12 protein-coding genes are annotated in these 16085 nt (G+C 63.9%); 2 read left to right on the forward strand and 10 right to left on the reverse strand.

Features of this window, described 5'->3' with window-relative positions:
• Positions 1-29: 29 nt before the first annotated feature.
• The gene (locus tag ACLF6L_RS15445; protein ID WP_412852055.1) at positions 30-731 is read right to left on the reverse strand and encodes a M48 family metallopeptidase; all 702 of its coding nucleotides are present in this window, start codon (positions 729-731) and stop codon (positions 30-32) included.
• The gene (locus ACLF6L_RS15450; protein ID WP_412852056.1) at positions 728-4093 is read right to left on the reverse strand and encodes a type I restriction endonuclease subunit R; all 3366 of its coding nucleotides are present in this window, start codon (positions 4091-4093) and stop codon (positions 728-730) included. The genes ACLF6L_RS15445 and ACLF6L_RS15450 overlap by 4 nt, the downstream gene beginning before the upstream one ends.
• Positions 4094-4182: 89 nt before the next feature.
• Here ACLF6L_RS15450 and ACLF6L_RS15455 point away from each other — a divergent pair, with 89 nt between their 5' ends.
• The gene (locus ACLF6L_RS15455) at positions 4183-4347 is read left to right on the forward strand and encodes a hypothetical protein (RefSeq protein ID WP_169738292.1); all 165 of its coding nucleotides are present in this window, start codon (positions 4183-4185) and stop codon (positions 4345-4347) included.
• Here the strand turns inward: ACLF6L_RS15455 and ACLF6L_RS15460 are convergent.
• From ACLF6L_RS15460 to ACLF6L_RS15485, 6 genes are all read right to left on the reverse strand, one after another.
• Positions 4325-4939 (reverse strand): Fic/DOC family protein, encoded by a 615-nt coding sequence (locus ACLF6L_RS15460; protein WP_412852057.1) that lies wholly within the window; start codon positions 4937-4939, stop codon positions 4325-4327. The genes ACLF6L_RS15455 and ACLF6L_RS15460 overlap by 23 nt on opposite strands.
• Positions 4940-5042: 103 nt before the next feature.
• Positions 5043-6875, reverse strand: coding sequence for a DUF262 domain-containing protein (locus ACLF6L_RS15465; protein WP_412852058.1), 1833 nt, complete (start codon positions 6873-6875; stop codon positions 5043-5045).
• A 47-nt stretch (positions 6876-6922) separates the two neighbouring features.
• Entirely contained in the window at positions 6923-8257 is a 1335-nt protein-coding gene (locus ACLF6L_RS15470; RefSeq protein WP_412852059.1) for a restriction endonuclease subunit S, read from the reverse strand.
• The gene (locus ACLF6L_RS15475; RefSeq protein WP_412852060.1) at positions 8250-10673 is read right to left on the reverse strand and encodes an N-6 DNA methylase; all 2424 of its coding nucleotides are present in this window, start codon (positions 10671-10673) and stop codon (positions 8250-8252) included. The genes ACLF6L_RS15470 and ACLF6L_RS15475 overlap by 8 nt, the downstream gene beginning before the upstream one ends.
• Positions 10674-10795: 122 nt before the next feature.
• Positions 10796-11797 (reverse strand): CHAD domain-containing protein, encoded by a 1002-nt coding sequence (locus tag ACLF6L_RS15480; protein ID WP_412852061.1) that lies wholly within the window; start codon positions 11795-11797, stop codon positions 10796-10798.
• 159 nt (positions 11798-11956) lie between these two features.
• The gene (locus tag ACLF6L_RS15485; protein WP_238617111.1) at positions 11957-12400 is read right to left on the reverse strand and encodes a DoxX family protein; all 444 of its coding nucleotides are present in this window, start codon (positions 12398-12400) and stop codon (positions 11957-11959) included.
• A 237-nt stretch (positions 12401-12637) separates the two neighbouring features.
• On the opposite strand from ACLF6L_RS15485, the gene ACLF6L_RS15490 reads away from it, so the two are divergent.
• The gene (locus ACLF6L_RS15490; protein WP_412852062.1) at positions 12638-13300 is read left to right on the forward strand and encodes a hypothetical protein; all 663 of its coding nucleotides are present in this window, start codon (positions 12638-12640) and stop codon (positions 13298-13300) included.
• 26 nt (positions 13301-13326) lie between these two features.
• Here the strand turns inward: ACLF6L_RS15490 and nfi are convergent, their stop codons facing one another.
• Together nfi and recG are read right to left on the reverse strand one after the other, a co-directional pair.
• Complete coding sequence (gene nfi / locus ACLF6L_RS15495; RefSeq protein ID WP_238617113.1) at positions 13327-14016, reverse strand: deoxyribonuclease V; 690 nt, start codon at positions 14014-14016, stop codon at positions 13327-13329.
• On the reverse strand, positions 14000-16060 hold the full coding sequence (gene recG / locus ACLF6L_RS15500) for an ATP-dependent DNA helicase RecG (RefSeq protein WP_238617114.1): 2061 nt from the start codon (positions 16058-16060) through the stop codon (positions 14000-14002). Before recG ends, nfi begins: the two co-directional genes overlap by 17 nt.
• Positions 16061-16085: the final 25 nt, after the last annotated feature.

Raw genomic sequence — 16085 nt, forward strand, 5'->3', positions numbered from 1 at the left:
TGGGGAAGCCGTTCTGAAACGGCTCACCTTCAAACCCCCTCCACCTCGATCCCATGCCGGGCCAGCCAGCCCTTGCGCTGCTCATAATCCGGCATGGCCCGCTCCAGGCGACGCCAGAACGCAGGGGTGTGATGGGGTTCGTGCAGGTGAACCAGTTCATGCACCACCACATACTCGGCGATAGGGCGGGGCAACAGGATGGTCTTCCAGTGAAAGTAGACCCGGTTTCCCTTGCCGCAGGAGCCCCAGCGATAGCCCAGGTCCTGGACCTTCACGCCCGCCGGCTCCACCCCCATGCGCCGGGCCTGCGCCTTCACCCTGGCGGTCAGCCAGTCCGTGGCGCGGGCGCTGTACCAGCGGATGAAGTGTTCCCGGGCATTGGGCAGGGCGTCCTCGCGAAGCTGGAAGCGCCCCGCCACGAACTTGAGCGGGGCGTCCTGGGCATCATCGGGTACGCGCTTGAGCCGGTAGCTGCGGCCCAGGTAGAGGAATCCCTCGCCGTTGACGTACTGCTTTTGCGGCAACCGGCGGCGGCTCTCGGCCTTCTCCGCCAGCTTTCGGTAGATCCACAGCCGCTTTTCCACCACGAAGTCGCGCAGGTGCTGCTCATCGGTGCCCGAAGGCGCCGAAATGATCAGCTCGCCCCCCCGGTCCACGGTGATCTCCAGGGTCTTGCGGCGTGCGCTTTCCCGTACCTCGAAGGTGAGATCATCCACGGACAACCGGATCATGCGTTCGCCAGCTTGTCGTGATTGCTCCGGGCCAGGTCCAGCAACCGCTGCGACACCTCGCTGGCACGGTCGAAGGGAACCAGCCGCCGGATCATCAGCGTGGTGAACAGGTGCTGACGCAGGGCTTCCTGATCCGGAATGTGCGAGGGCTTCCAGAAGTCGGGGATGGTGATGTCCTGCTGGATCCGGGCCACCAGTTCCTCGGTGGCTTCCAGCAGCCTGTTGGCCTGGGCCGCGTCCAGGGACTCCGGTGTCAGGCCGCTACTGGCCACCAGCTCCCGCCAGAAGGGCTCGGCATGGGTGGGCATGTCCGGGATCGCCTCGCCGTCGATGACGGCACCCTCCCGCAGCTGATGGATCAGCCCCTCCAGGGCAGTCACCTGTTCGGCCCACTGCCCATCCAGTTGCTGAAGCAGTGCCTCAAGGCGCTCACTGAGGCGACCATACTTCACCGGATCCTCGTCCATGTGCTTGCGCACATGGGCGCGCACCGCATGGGCCATCTCCGATGCCTTGGCACGATCCCCCACCTGGCGGCCCAGGTGGGCATCGAACTCGGCATCGGTGAGTTGCACCGGCGGGATGCGCGGGTCGATGCCCAGGGAGATCACATAATCATCAATCAGCCGGCGCACCTTGTTGCCGATATCCTGGCCCAGTTCCGGGATGTCCTTGTAACGATTGCGCGCCAGGGCGTGGATATAGGCCAGCTGTTTGGCGTCGTTCACGAAGGCCAGCCCCTCGGGGCGCGGCAGCACATCGTCCAGGCCGCGGCTGAAGGCCTTGAGCTTGACCATGAACTCCGCCCGCACCCGCTCGTCGGCCAGCGCCTGAACCGCTTCCTCGGTATCGTTCAGATCATCCACTCCCTGCCCGCGCAGCACATCAATCACCCGCAGATGTCGGTCCCGCAGCAGGGGGATTTCGTCCTTGAGGCTCCGCAGGGCACCCTCGATGTCCTCCTCGCTGTAGGCGGCCAGGGCCTCCTTGAGGTGGTTGGCCACGCCAAAGTAGTCCACCACAATGCCGTGGGACTTGCCGTGGCCGGTGCGGTTGACCCGGGCAATGGCCTGCAGCAACTCCGCCTCCCGCAGGGACCGGTCCAGGTACATCACCCCCTCGATGGGGGCATCGAAACCGGTGAGCAACATGCTCTTGACGATCAAAAAGGCCAGCGGATCGTGCCTGGAGGCATCGGTGGGCGGCGTGCCGTCCAGCGGCGGCAGGGGCTTCTTGAAGCGCTGGATATGGCGCTCGACGGCGGCCCGGTCGCTCCACCTGGCCCAGGCGGGGTCATCGTTGTTGCCGCTGCTGAACACCACGGCGAAGGCCAACTGGCGCAGCACCTGACGATGGCGCCAGGCCTGGATCGCCGCCTTCACCCGTGGGGGTCGCGTGAGCAGTTGGGTGTCATCCAGCGCCTTGTCCTCGGGGGAGAGTGCCAGGGCTTCCGCCAGCAGTTCGGCGCGGGCCGTCTCCAGGGCTTCAACGTAGCGCAACGCGGCGCGGCGGCTGTAGGCCACCAGTTGGGCCTTGTAGCCGTTGGGCAGGATATGGGTGACGTAGTGACGCAGGATGTCCTGGGCCTTTTCCCGGACCAGTTGTGGTGCCTCGAAGATCTGTCCCTTGGTGGCGTACTTCTTCTTGATCGCCTCCAATTCTTCCGGGCTATGGTCCCGGAACAGGTCCTCGAACAAACCATCCAGGCTGGCGCCGTCCTTGATCGCCCCCTTGGCGGTGCGTCCCTCATAGAGAATGGGCACGGTGGCGCCGTCCTGCTCCGCCTCCTGAATGGTGTAGCGGTCGATGTACTCGCCGAAGATGTCGTGGGTGCGTTTCTTGTCGCCCATGATGATGGGCGTGCCGGTGAAGCCGATGCGGGCCGCGTTGGGCAGGGCGCGCATCATGTTGGCGTGCAGGTCGCCGGCCTGGGTGCGGTGGGCCTCGTCCACCAGGATCAGGATGTCCTCACTGGTGTTGAGCACCTCGAAGGGCGCGCTCAGGGCGGGTTTCTTCTGGGTACGGCCGCCGCTCAAGGGATCGGGCTCGGCCACATCCCGTTGCGCCCAGTCCAGCCCCCTGCCCTCGGGGATCTCATAGGCATCGCCCTCCCCTTCGGCATCCGGGTCGCGGTATTTCTGAATGGTGCCGAACACCAGACCGGGGCCATCCCGGGCCAGCAGTGTCTTGAGTTCGGCGGTGTTGCCTGCTTTCTCCACGCTCTCGCCGGTGAGTCGGGCGGTATCGGAAAGCTGGGTCTGCAAATCCTTGCGGTCGGTGATCACCACCACCTTGAAGCGGCGCAGGGCGGGGTCGGTGCGTAGCTTACGGACCAAGAATACCATGGACAGGCTCTTGCCGCTGCCCTGGGTGTGCCAGACGATGCCGCCACGGCGATCCGCTTCTCCATCCTGTCGCCGGGTCTTGCCCTGTTTCAGCCGCTCCACGGCCCGGGTCACCCCACGGAACTGCTGGTAGCGGCAGACCAGCTTGATGGTCTGGCCGCCCAGGTTCATGAACAGGGTGTAATGGCGCACGATATCCAGCAGGTTGGCCCGGGTCAGCATCCCGGCGATCAGGCGTTGCTGGGCGGAAAGATCCGCCACGCCCAGGTCCAGGGCCACCTCCGCTTCCCGCCGGGGTGCCACCGTCTTCCAGCTCAGGTAGTGGGCAAAGCGGGCACCGACGGTGCCCACCCTGGCATCGTCGAAGTTGCTGGCCACCAGGCACTGGGTGGTGGCAAACAGGGCCGGCGCCCCCTCGTGCTCTCCCACTTCTCCGTCCAGCCAGCGCTGATCATGGTAGCGACGCAACTGGTCCACCGCCTGACTGATCCCCTCCGGCACACTGCGACTCTTGCACTCCACCACCACCAGCGGGATGCCGTTGACGAACAGCACCAGGTCGGGGATCACATGGCCCTTGGCGCCATCGTGGCCGGGCGGGCACTTCACCTTGAACTGGTTGACCACGGTGAAGACGTTGTTGGCAGGTTCATCCCAGTCAATGTATCGCAGCGTCTGGCCACGGCCCCCGTCCCACCCTTCCAGGCCCTCCACCGACAGACCATTGAGCAGCAGATCGGTGGCCTGCTGATTCGCCTCCAGCACCTTGCCGGCGGGGAGCCGGGTGATGGCCGCCACGGCCTGATCCAACCGCCCCTCATCGAGCCAGAGCTTGCCGTCGCGCAGGTTGATGGCGCGCAACTGCTCCCGCAGCAGCGGCTCCATCACGACCTGGGCGAAGCTGTCCCGGTGGGTCACGGCGGGATCGTCCACCGAGCCGGCCAGAAACACCCAGCCCTGCCCCACCAGCTGGTCGATGAAGGGCTTTTCGACATCCGTATATTCGGGACCTGCCATGCCGTGGCTGCTCCGTGCTGCTGTAGGGTTTTTGATGCAGGGGGCGCGGTATGCGCGTAAAATGAGCATACCAGCCAGGAGAGACTGACATGATCACATCCCGCTCCCCCAAGAAGCGCCGCATTGTGAGCCGTGACGCCCTCCTGAAGAGCGTTGCCTCCTCCACCGCCGTGGAGACCGGCGAGGCCAGCCGCAGCATCGAAACCAGGCTGCGCTCCGGCAAGTCCCGATTCAAGTCCCTACCGCTTGCCTGACCCGCTCCACCATCGGCTTGTAGTCACCAGCCAGTCCAGCATGGATCGCGTGGATGTAATCGTCCTTGTTTACCTTCCAGTCATCATAATTCAGCAGTCCCAGCCCCGCCTGGTAGGCCATGGCATCGGCGAGCAGGCGGGCGATGCGGCCGTTTCCCTCTCTGAAAGGATGCACCAGAACCAGCTCGACATGCACCTGAGCGATGGCCCCTATCGCTTTCTCGCGACTCATGCCGTTGCAGGGCGTCAATCGACTTAACCACTTCTGATCCAGCTCCCGCAGTAGAAAGGGCAGCTGTCTCGCGGCGGCAAACGGGAAACCGTCTTTTTCCAAATTGACCTGTCGTTCCTCGCCCGCCCAGTCGTAGAGGCTGCCGAGCCAGCGGTGATGCCAGTGCTTGAGCAGCGCAGTATCAAGCGGCTGGTCTTCCGCTAACGAAGCGAATACCTCCTCGTACAGCTTCAGCAGCAGCTCGGCCTCGGCCTCATCCAGGCTGGCCTGGTCAGTGATGCCGAGCTTGTTGGTCATCACCCGGCCACCTGAGCCGGGTTCGGCGCTGCCCTGAGACCCTGTGGTGCGATACCGATTCATGCAGGTGCTCCTGCGGCTCAAACCTTGTCAATGGCCCATCGCATTCAACTGTGGCCGTAAAGCTTTGGCGACGCAGTCGAGTTTCTGTATCGGCTCCCGGCCTTTACTGGATGAGGGCATCCTCCACCACGTCTCCACCCTCATCCGACCCCACCAGCGACTTCTTGCCCATGGCTTTCTCGATGATCTCCAGCAGACGACGCTTGCGCTGCTGGTAGAAGGCGTCGAAGTCATCGGCGCGCAACGTCTCGGCGGGGATGCGGTGACCCTCCAGGATGGCGTTCATCGCCCCATCGTCAAGCTGGACCTGCTGATGACCCTGTAGACGGGCCAGATAGGCCGAAGGCGCATCACCGCCGATCATGCGGTTGGTCCTGGCGGAGATCGGCGTCTTGTTGATGATGGAATCGTAGACGCGATAGGAGAGGCCCTGGGCCTGGCACCAGGCGCGGGGGAAGATGTGGTGAATATCCAACTCGACGCCCTGGTTGTCGAGATATTGGATATCCCCCTTCCAGAAGAAATCCTCGGCGCCTTCCCGCAGGATCAGCACGTTGATGCCCTTATAGGCGGCGCTGTTACGGCTGCGCAGCGACTCCAGGCGGGTGGGATCGAAAGAGGCATCGATCACGGTGCGTGGCAGTTCGGCATCGTCCTCGAACCAGTTCATCAGTTCCTCCAGGTCCAGGGCGATACGGGTCTCCACGGCGCCGCCGTAAAGCTCCCCCAGCACACCGCTCCAGAACCACCGGGAGAGCTTGGCGTGGATACGCGGCTCCCGCCAGCGCTTGCCCAGCAGGGTCATCACCGCGGCCAAGGGCACCAGCTGGGTGGCATAGGGCAGCTCGCGGCGGCTGTAGAAACACTCGCCCTTGAGGAAGTAGGACGCTTCAATAAAGCCCCTCTCCACGGCATCGGCCCAGCGCCGGTAGGCTTCCAGGGGCAGATCCAGGACGGAGGCACGCTTGGCACTGACCGGGCGGACCTGCTTGCCCGTCTTGCCGGCCCGGAGGTCATCCAGCTTGCGCTCCCGGGTGTGCAGCAGGGTGATGGCCTGAAGCAGGTCGGTGCTCTGCACGTCCCGGAGCAACTCGTGGGCCTCGAAACGGGCCTTGCGGGAGGCCACCTTGCGGATGTCGGAGCCGAACCAGTCGTCGCGCAGGTTATAGCCCTCGGCGGCATAGCTGGCGGTGATCAACTCGAACACTGACAACTGCACACCCCCGGTGTTCACCTTCTCGAACACCAGACAGACCGCCTCCTTGGAGGTCTCCTTTTTCAGTTCGATCACCGGCAACTGATAGGCGGAGAAGGCGCTGATGACTTTTTCCTGGAACTGGAAGTAAGTGCCGATCTCGTCCTTGTTGTACTTGAACAGGTCACCGGCCCAGTCGTTGGGTGACAGCAGCTTGTCGCAGGGGAAGTACAGCTGCTCACACTCCAGCTGGCGGGTGGACAGGTCGATATCCACGTCCCGGCCAAAGTTCTTGCGGGTCTGGCGATGCTCGTCCACCGCGATCACCGCGTCCTCCAGGCGGTCTTCCCCCTCCAGGGCGGTGCGGATATCGAAATAATAATGGCGCTTGATGGGCTTGCCCTTGCTGGTCCGGGTGTTCACCGGGGTGTCCAGGCCCACCGCCTGGGTCAGGCTGGTGAGGCGCTGCTGACCGTCGAGGATCAGCTGGTCCGGGGATTTTGTGACCTTGTCCGGGTCGATGCCCTCCACCGGGCGGGTTTCGAAACGCACCTCGCCACCGGTCTCCATCAGCATCACCGCGCCCACGGGGAAGGAGCGGGCAATGCTGACCAGGAGGCTCTGCACGTGGTCGTCGTCCCACACCCACCCGCGCTGGAAATCGGGGAGCTGGATCTTGCCGGTGGTGATGTCCTTGAGCAGTTCCGGGAGAGAACGCTTGGTGCTGTCGAAGGTGGTCATGGAGGGTTCCCTGAATGGTGTGGTCCTGATGTTGCGGGTGGCTCTGTTTATGCCGGGGTGGGGGTCTCGGCTTGATCGAGTAGCGGGGTGACGCGGACATGGCCGGTGAGGAGGTCGTTCATGAGGCCGGTTTTTTGGGTGATCAACTTATCCAGTAAACTTTTCTCGGACTCCATTTTTGAAGCCATTATCCGTAGCTCTGTCACTATGAGCTCTTGTTCAGCCTTGGCTGGCAGTGGGATCTGAAAATCTTTCAACTGTGTTGAATTTATTGAGGCTAAGTTGGTGCTCTGCTTCGATGATCTAATAAAGTAACTTTTCCCCATCGCCGATGATGAGAAAGCCGTTAGGAAGTGAGGGTTTAATATGCTCGGATTGGCGCGGACACGGAACACATGATTTTGATGGATACAAAGACCTATCTGGCCTTGCCACAGTGACCCCCTACCAAGCTTGTCGAAATCGCCTCCTTCATTCATAAGAACATCACCTGGCAGGAGTCGATACTTTTCAATATCTACAGAACTCACCCTAATTAGCTTTACCTCGGAAAGATCGAAATAGCCATCCTGAACGTTCGCCACCCGCAGGTAAGGCACCAGTGGCCAAGAACTACTTCCTGACTTACCTCCGAGTGTAACCCCGCTAACAATTTCTGACAGATCACCCAACGAGCCAACACCCCACTCCCTCGGAATCAACCCCAGCGGCGAATCCTTGTAAAGCTCCGGCGCCTGCTCGGGGCTGGGGCGGAGCTGGCCGTTCTCGTCGATGCCGCGGGTCAGCAGGTCGTGGAGCAGGCCCTCCTTGACCTTCTCCAGCTTGGCGATCAGCGCCTCGGTTTTCTGGATCTGGGTGTCGAGGGTGTCGAGGATGCAGGCGATTTTTAGCTGTTCAGCATGTGGTGGCGCTGGCACACAGATCTTTCGGAACTGAGAACCGGATATTTCAAGGAAAGTTGTTCCAGATGCGAGGCGCACCAACTCATCTTTTAACTTCGTTGACCAGTGATAATAATAATCAGCACTAAAATCCTTGGTAAAAGCTATGCTCTTGAAGCCTTGATTCGTCGTTGCCGGAGCCGCATTGAGAGCCGCTGCACCTAACGAGGCGCGCGTTGTGATCAGCAGGCTATTGGGCGGCAGCAACTTTGCGCCACTTCGCACCAGACCTTCAGTGGTAATCTTTTCATCCGTTTTCTCCAAGCACTTCCTTCCAAGCCCTGTCACCTCACCAGGAGTGACCCATGGAATCTCACCCCCCCAATACCGGGGATTACTTCGACTAGGGGTGCCGCCGCTGATGACTTCTCCAATCTCCTCGATGAAAAGAATGCTCCAGTCACTTGGCAATTCAGAAAGTAGCTGCGGATAATCAGACATACCCCAACCCCTCCAAATACCCCCGCAACTCCCTCGCAGCCGCATCCCGCTCGGCCTCAATCTCCCCCAGCGTCACCCGATACTTGTCCCACCAGGTCTCGAACGCCGCGATCACCTGCTGGCGCTGCTGGCGGATGTAACGCTCCAGGATGCCCTTGAGATCGTTGTGCAGGATGGTGCCCACCAGTTCGGCGGCGGCCGGCTCGTCCAGGGCGTCCACGGCGGCGTTCAGGTGTGCCTCGAAGCTGGCCACCTTGGCCTTGTGCTGCTTCCTGACCTGGGTGCGCTCGCTCTTCCAGGTCTTGATCTGCTCCGGCGTCGGGGCGTCGTCGTCCTCACTGCCGTCGGATTCCACCTCGTCGCCGTCATCACCGTCGGGCTTGGACTCGGCGGCCTTGATGCGGGCATCCAGTTCCGCCTTGCGGGCAGCCAGCTCTTCCAGTTCCGCCACATAGTCCTCCATCAGGAAGTGGACCAGACGGTGGTCGAGGGGATTGGCCTTGCTCTGCTCGTCTTCCAAAAGGCTCACGATGGCGGTGCGCCAGGCGTCCACCACGCCCAGGCAACCGCGGGCCTGCAGGGTGCGGAACTCGTTCTTATTGTCGAACCAGAAGCCGGCAATGATGCCCCGCACTGCGAAACGGTCCAGCATGGCGGTGGGTTCCAGGGCTGACGAGAAACTGCCCAGCAGTTCGTCCCGCAGTTGGGTGAGGCGGCCCCCATTGCCGGACAGGCCGGTGATGCTGCCACCGTGCTCGGTCCACCAAGCCTCGAAAGCGGCCATCACGCGGGCTTCCTTGGCGGTGAGACCGGCATCGGCCTCGATGGCGGGTTTGAGGTCTCGCTTTTCGGTCAGGGGCTCGGCGAAGTCCACATAGTCGGGGTCATCTGCCCTCGGGGTGAATAGCCCCAGGGGGTCGAGGCCCTGGGCATCAAAAAGCGGGCGCTTGGCGTCGATCTCGGCCACCGGCACACCACCCTTCAGGTGGGCGCGGACATCCTGGGGTTCCGGCGCCGGGGTGTTGTCGGCGTAGCGGCGGATGTTGAGGTTGTAGTCGTTGTCCCGCAACTCCGAAACCGGCACCACCCGGGCGAAGCCGGGCACGTCCTCGAAGGCGTCGTAGGTGCTGGCGATCTTCTCGATGTGCTCCGGCAGCAGATGGTTCTGGGCGCGACCTTCAAAGAATTCCCGGTCGGCGTTGATGAACAGCACCCGGCCCTGGCGTTCGTCGGGCTTGGCCCCCTTGGCCCGCAGCACCAGGATGCTGGCGGGGATGCCGGTGCCGTAAAAGAGATTGGGGGCCAGGCCGATCACGGCTTCCACCAGATCATCCTCCAGCAAACCAGCACGGATGCGCTTCTCGTCACCACCCCGGAACAGCACGCCGTGGGGCATGACGGTGGCCAGGCGGCCATCGGACTTGAGGCAGGCCACCATGTGCTGCAGGAACATCAGGTCAGCCTTCTTGGCCCCCTCCGGCACGCTGCCGTAGTGGAAGCGCTCGGGGAAGTGCGGGCTGGGGGTGTAGCCGATGGAGAACGGCGGATTGGTGAGGATGCGGTCGAAACGCTTGAGTTCGCCGCCCTCCACGTGGGCTGGATCGGTGAGGGTGTCATCGTTGCGCAGGTCGGCGCTGTTCACGCCGTGCAGCAGCATGTTCATCTTGGCGATGGCCCAGACCGAGCCGGAGGCTTCCTGGCCGAACAGGTTGAGAAAGCGCGGATTACCGCCCTGCTCTTCCAGGTACTCCTTGGCATGGATCAACATGCCGCCGGACCCCATGCAAGGGTCATAAACGCTGTGGCCCTCCTGGGGATTCATCAGCCGCACCATCATGCGGACCACCGGGCGGGGGGTGTAGAATTCGCCGCCCTTCTTGCCGGCGGAATCGGCGAAGTCGCGGATCAGGTACTCGTAGGCGGCGCCCAGCAGGTCGGGGAACTCGAAGTCCTCGTTGCGCAGGCGGTATGCGCTGAAATGAACGATCAGGTCCCGGAGCTTCCTGTCCGGCAGGGTGGTGGAGCCCACCTTGCGGGTGAAGTCGATGTGCTCCAGCACCCCCGCCAGGCTGGGGTTGTGTTCTTCCAGGCCGGCCAGCGCCTTGTTGAGGGCGCTGCCCACGCCCTGGTGGGCCTCGTTCAGCAGATGCGACCAGCGGGACTGGGGCGGCACATAGAAGGTGGCGCGGTACCAGTCGGGCATTTCCATCTGCGGGGCCATATCGGCCTCCCCCACCCCCGCCTGCCTGAGTTGGTCACGCACCTCCTCCCGGCGCTGATCGAAGACGTCCGAGCAGCGCTTCAGGAAGAGCATGCCAAAGATGTACTCCTTGAACTCGGAGGCATCCATGCGCCCGCGCAGGATGTCGGCGGCCCTGAACAGGTGCCGCTCAAGCTGGTTGAGGGTGAGGATCATGGGCTGCGAGATGATTACGTTTACGATGAACCGACCGCGTCAGGGCGGCCGTGGCGGCCGGTCAGCGTAGCCGATTTGATTTCGTTTAACAAATCAAGGCATGAACCTTTCCCCGTGGCGGATCAGTCCACGGCGGGGTCGGTACCGACCTGCTGCAACCGGGCCACGCCGGCGGCCAGATGTTCCAGAAAACTGGCCCCCTCGCCTTCCAAAAGCTTTGCCTTCAGCCGGGACATCAGGTGCTCATGCCGATCGTGCAGCTCCCGGGCCAGGCTCATGAGTCCGGCCCGTTCGTCCTGACGGCGGGCGGTTTCCACGTCCGGATGGTCCGGATTCAAGGTGAGAGAAAGGTCGATCAGCCGCCGCAGCCGCTCGGCCCCGGCCTCCTCGGAGGCTTCGCCCAACTCCTGGGCAAAGACCTGGATGTCATGGATTTCCCCCATCAGGTTCTGCATGTCCTTGAGTTCGCGGACCAGCTCCTTGCCTCCTTCCAGTTCCGCCGCCACCGGCTCCAGCAGGTAGCGCAGGCGCTTGCCCGCAATACGGGCCTGATGCACGGCCTCGTCCGCTTCACCGTCATCCCCGACCACACGCTGCAGCTGGTGGCGGAAGTCCTCCGCGGACTCCAGCAGCCGGGCGGCGGTGACGGTACCGAAGGGCGGGCTGTCATCATCCCGAATCAGATCCAGTCGCCCCTGTATGCGCTTGTTCAGGCGCCGGAAGGCATCGGGCAGGGCGTCGTGCAGATCCTGATACTCTTCCCGCAGCCGCAGTTCCAGGCGGGCCATCATCCACTGATAGCCGGGCCGCTGGTGGGATTTCACCTGGCCATGCTGCTGTTTCATCCAGGCAATCTGTACTTCCGTGTCCCGGGCCAGGCCCGTACCGGCGGCCAGTTCCTTCACCCGGCGGCGCAGTTTTTTCGGCAGCCAGGTCTTGACGAAGGTCTTGTGGGCGGCCAGCAGGCTGCGCAAGCGCCGCAGGGCGACCCGAAAATCATGCAGGGCTTCCGTATCCCGGGGGTCTGACAGCCGATGGGCGGCCTGGGCCGCCTGATCGAGATAGTTTCGAGCCAGATCACGCACCACGCGGGCCGCGGGCTGGGTCGCCAGGCTTTCTTTCATGAATCACCGTTCATCCAATGGTCAACAAGCGCCGCCATTAACGCCCATATAGATGACATTTCAATGAACCCGGCGGCAACCCCTCACAAGGCACGGACTCCTGAGACATGGGTTGGCCTGGAAGGGGCCTGCCCGCGAACGGGCAGGCCTCACTATTGGTTACCGCCGAAATACGCTGTCCACACTGTAACGGCCGGCACCGGCAAACAGGAATGCCACCATCACCGCGCCGTAGAGCAAGGACAGCTCCTTGCTGGAGCCACCTGCGGCAAAGATCGGATCACCGCCATGGGCGATGAAGGCCGCCACCATCATGGCACCCAGGATCGCCGCCGCCGAAGCCCGGGTCAGCAGCCCCGCCGCCAGCAGCAGGCCACCCACCGCCTCCGCCAGTCCCGCCAGCCAGGCAAAGAACAGGGGGGATGAAAACCCCAGGCTCTCCACGAACCCCACAAAGCCCGCGGACGGGGGCAATTTGTCCAGGCCATGCCCGAAGGCCATCATCAGGCCGGCCGCCACCCGCAGCACCGTCATGCCCGCATCGGCGAGGGCGGAAGCGGGGGTGGTACCGCCGAAAAGCAGGGTCTGGCTGTTGAACTGCATGAATCTGAGTCTCCTTATTGGATCTTGTGAAGGCATTGACCACGAAACGGCGGGCCAGCGGAACCGACGGACGCATATCACCGACGAATGCCGCCCCCACCGGGTCCGTGGGCACTACACTGCAGGACAGGAAAGATCCACTGAACATCAGGATCCGTTCCTGAAGGGATTTGGTGTCCTTTTGCACCGATTCGTTCCATGCATCCACACAGTCAAAAAGAGATTTGGGGGAAACACATGCACAACCAAGGAATGTCCCGTCCCATCCTGGCCGGCACCCTGGCCATGGCACTGCTCGCCACCGGCACGACGGCCGCGGCCGACTCCCGCTTCGGGATGGCGGCCAAGGTGGGGACTACCGGCCTGGGCCTGGAAGGCACGGTCGGGCTGAGCGAGCGGGTGAACCTGCGAGCCGGCCTGTACGGCTTTGACTACAGCAAGGACTTCGAAGAGGAAGGCATCGACTACGACGGTGACCTGAAACTGCGCAGCGCGGCCCTGCTGGCGGACTGGCATCCCTTCGGCGGCAATTTCCGGGTGAGCGCCGGGGCCTATCACAACGGCAACGAACTCAAGGGGAAGGCGGACGGCAGCCTGGACATCGGTGATAACACTTATGACGCCAGCCTCGACGCCACCATCGACTGGCGTTCCTTTGCCCCCTATGTGGGGATCGGCTACGGCAACGCCATCCGCGGCAGCCGCTGGTCCTTCGCCATGGATGCCGGGGTGATGTTCACAGGATCGCCGGATGTACGGTTGAGGGGGCAGGTCAGTGATCCAGCCTTGGAAGACGCCTTCAACGACGACCTCAAGCGTGAAGAAGACAGCCTCAAGGAAGAACTCAAGGACGTGAAATACTGGCCCGTCCTGAGCCTGGGCGTGTCCTACCGGTTCTAAGCCAACGACAGCCCTTCTCCACCGGATCACCGGTCCCGACGCGAAGCCAGCCGATCCGCCCGGCGGATCGGCTCCGGCAACCGGTAGCGGGGAGCCGCCTCCAGCACCAGCCGGCAGGCCGTCTCCAGACACACACGATGACCGATGGAGACGAATACCGGCTTCACCCCGGTCCGGGTGCGCAGCACCCGGCCGATCACCTCGTCATCCGCCATCAAGGGCGATCCATCACCCCGCTGTTCCCCCGGCATCTCAAACCGTCCCGTCAACCGGGACTTCCCCACCCCCAACGCCGGCAACCCCGTCAGCACACCCAGATGGGCCGCGACGCCCATACGCCGGGGATGGGCAATCCCCTGGCCGTCGCAGAACAGCAGATCCGGCGTCACCGACAATCTCGCCAGGGCCTCCAGCACAGCCGGAATCTCCCGGAAGGACAACAGCCCGGGCACATAGGGAAACACGGTGGGCACCCGTGCCAGCGCATCCTCCAGCGGCACCATGTCCGGCCAGGTCAGCACCGACACCACCGCCCGGGTCAAGCGCCCTTCGTCCTCAAAGCCCACATCCACCCCCGCCACATGACGCAGCGGACCCAGACGGTCTTCCCGAATCACCCGAGGTGCCAGGGAGGCCTGCAGGTCGCGGGCCTGGGCCGGGGTCAGGTCCCAGTGGTGACTGACACCCCCCACATCCGTCTCAACCCACGCGACCATATTCCTCCGCCCCGCTCAGCCAGCGCCGGATCAGCGGCTCCACATGGTCGGGGTAATCCCGCATCAGCCGGGTCGCCGCCGCCTTCACCGTATCCAGCAGATCCTGATCCCGCACGATCTCGGCAATGCGAAACTGCATCATCCCCGTCTGCCGGGTGCCCAGCACCTCCCCCGGCCCCCGCAACTCCAGGTCGATGCGGGCAATCTCGAACCCGTCGGTGGTGGCCCTCAGAGCCTCCAGGCGGCGCTGGGCAGTGTCGGACAGAGGGGGATGATAGAGCAGCACGCAGACGCTTTCCGCCGTTCCCCGCCCCACCCGGCCCCGCAGCTGATGCAGCTGAGCCAGACCCAGGCGCTCCGCGTTCTCGATAATCATGAGGGAGGCATTGGGCACGTCCACCCCCACCTCGATCACCGTGGTGGCCACCAGCAATTGCAGCTCGCCGGCCTTGAAAGCGGCCATCACCGTCTCCTTCTCCCGGGGCTTCATGCGCCCGTGCACCAGCCCCACCCGGATACCGGTCAGGGCCTCCCGCAATAGGGCATGGGTGTCCTCCGCCGCCTGGGCCTGCAGGGCCTCGGACTCCTCGATCAAGGTGCAGACCCAGTAGGCCTGCCGCCCCTGGCCGATGGCATGGTGGATGCGTTCCACCACCTCCGCCCGACGGGCATCACTCACCGCCACCGTCTTCACCGGGGTACGCCCCGGGGGCAACTCGTCAATGACCGAATAGTCCAGGTCGGCGTAGGCGGTCATGGCCAGGGTGCGGGGAATGGGGGTGGCGGTCATGATCAGCTGATGGGGCAGACGGCCGTCCCGGGCACCCTTCTCCCGCAGGGCCATGCGCTGATGCACACCGAATCGGTGCTGTTCGTCCACGATCACCAGGGCCAGGTCCTCGAAGCTCACCTCGTCCTGGAACAGGGCGTGGGTGCCCACCGCCACCCGGGCGGTACCCTCGGCCAGCGCCGCCAGGGACTCCCGGCGGGCGCGCACCCCCTGTCTGCCGGAAAACCAGGCCACCGGAATGTCCAATGGCCCCAGCAGGGCGCGAAAGTTGTGGTGATGCTGTTCCGCCAGGATCTCCGTGGGCGCCATCACCGCGGCCTGATGACCGGCCTCCACCGCGTGCAGGCAGGCGGCCACCGCCACCAGGGTCTTGCCCGAACCCACGTCCCCCTGTACCAGACGCAGCATGGGACTGGGCCGCGCCATGTCCCGTTCCAGTTCCCGGATCACCCGGTCCTGGGCACCGGTCAGGGCAAACGGCAGGGACCGGCGCAGACGACCGAGCAGATTGCCATCCACCCGTATCACCGGGGCGGGCCGGGCGGTGGTGCGGGTTCGCAGGCGGTACAGGCTCAGGTGATGGGCCACCAGTTCCTCGAAGGCCAGACGTCGCTGGGCGGGGTGACGGCCCGCCAGCAGTGCCGCCACGGAGACGTCCGGCGGCGGCCGATGCACGGTGCGCAGGGCCGATTCCAGATCCGGCAGGCCGGCGGGATCCAGTACCCCCGGCGGCAGCCAGTCCGGCAGGTGTTCCAGGCGGGCCAGGGCCTCGTCGGTGAGACGGCGCAGACTGATCTGATGCAGCCCTTCCGTGGTGGGATAGACGGGAGTGAGGCAATCCTCCACCGGAGCCGAGTCATCCTGGATCACCCGGTACTCCGGGTGCACCATCTCCAGCCCCTGCCGGCCGCCGCGCACTTCACCAAAACAGCGCAGCCGCACCCCGCGCACCAGATTGTGCTGCTGGGCGGCGGAGAAATGGAAAAACCGCAGATTGAGGGCGCCGGTGCCGTCGGCCAGGCGCAGGATCAGCATGCGCCGACCGCGGGACTGAACCTCGGCGAGGGCGATCTCCCCTTCCACCACCGCCTCGTCTCCGGGGCGCAGACCGGCAACGGGCAGGACCCGGGTACGGTCCTGGTAACGCAGGGGCAGATGGAACAGCAGGTCGGTCAGGGTATGGATGCCCAGCTTTTCCAGCCGGGCCGCCTGTTTCGGGCCGACGCCCTTGAGAGTGGTGACGGGTTCGGTCATGACGCTATCCGCTTGATTCCTTTCC

This window comes from Ectothiorhodospira shaposhnikovii, from assembly GCF_047222355.1.
In the GTDB taxonomy this organism is placed as follows: Bacteria; Pseudomonadota; Gammaproteobacteria; order Ectothiorhodospirales; family Ectothiorhodospiraceae; genus Ectothiorhodospira.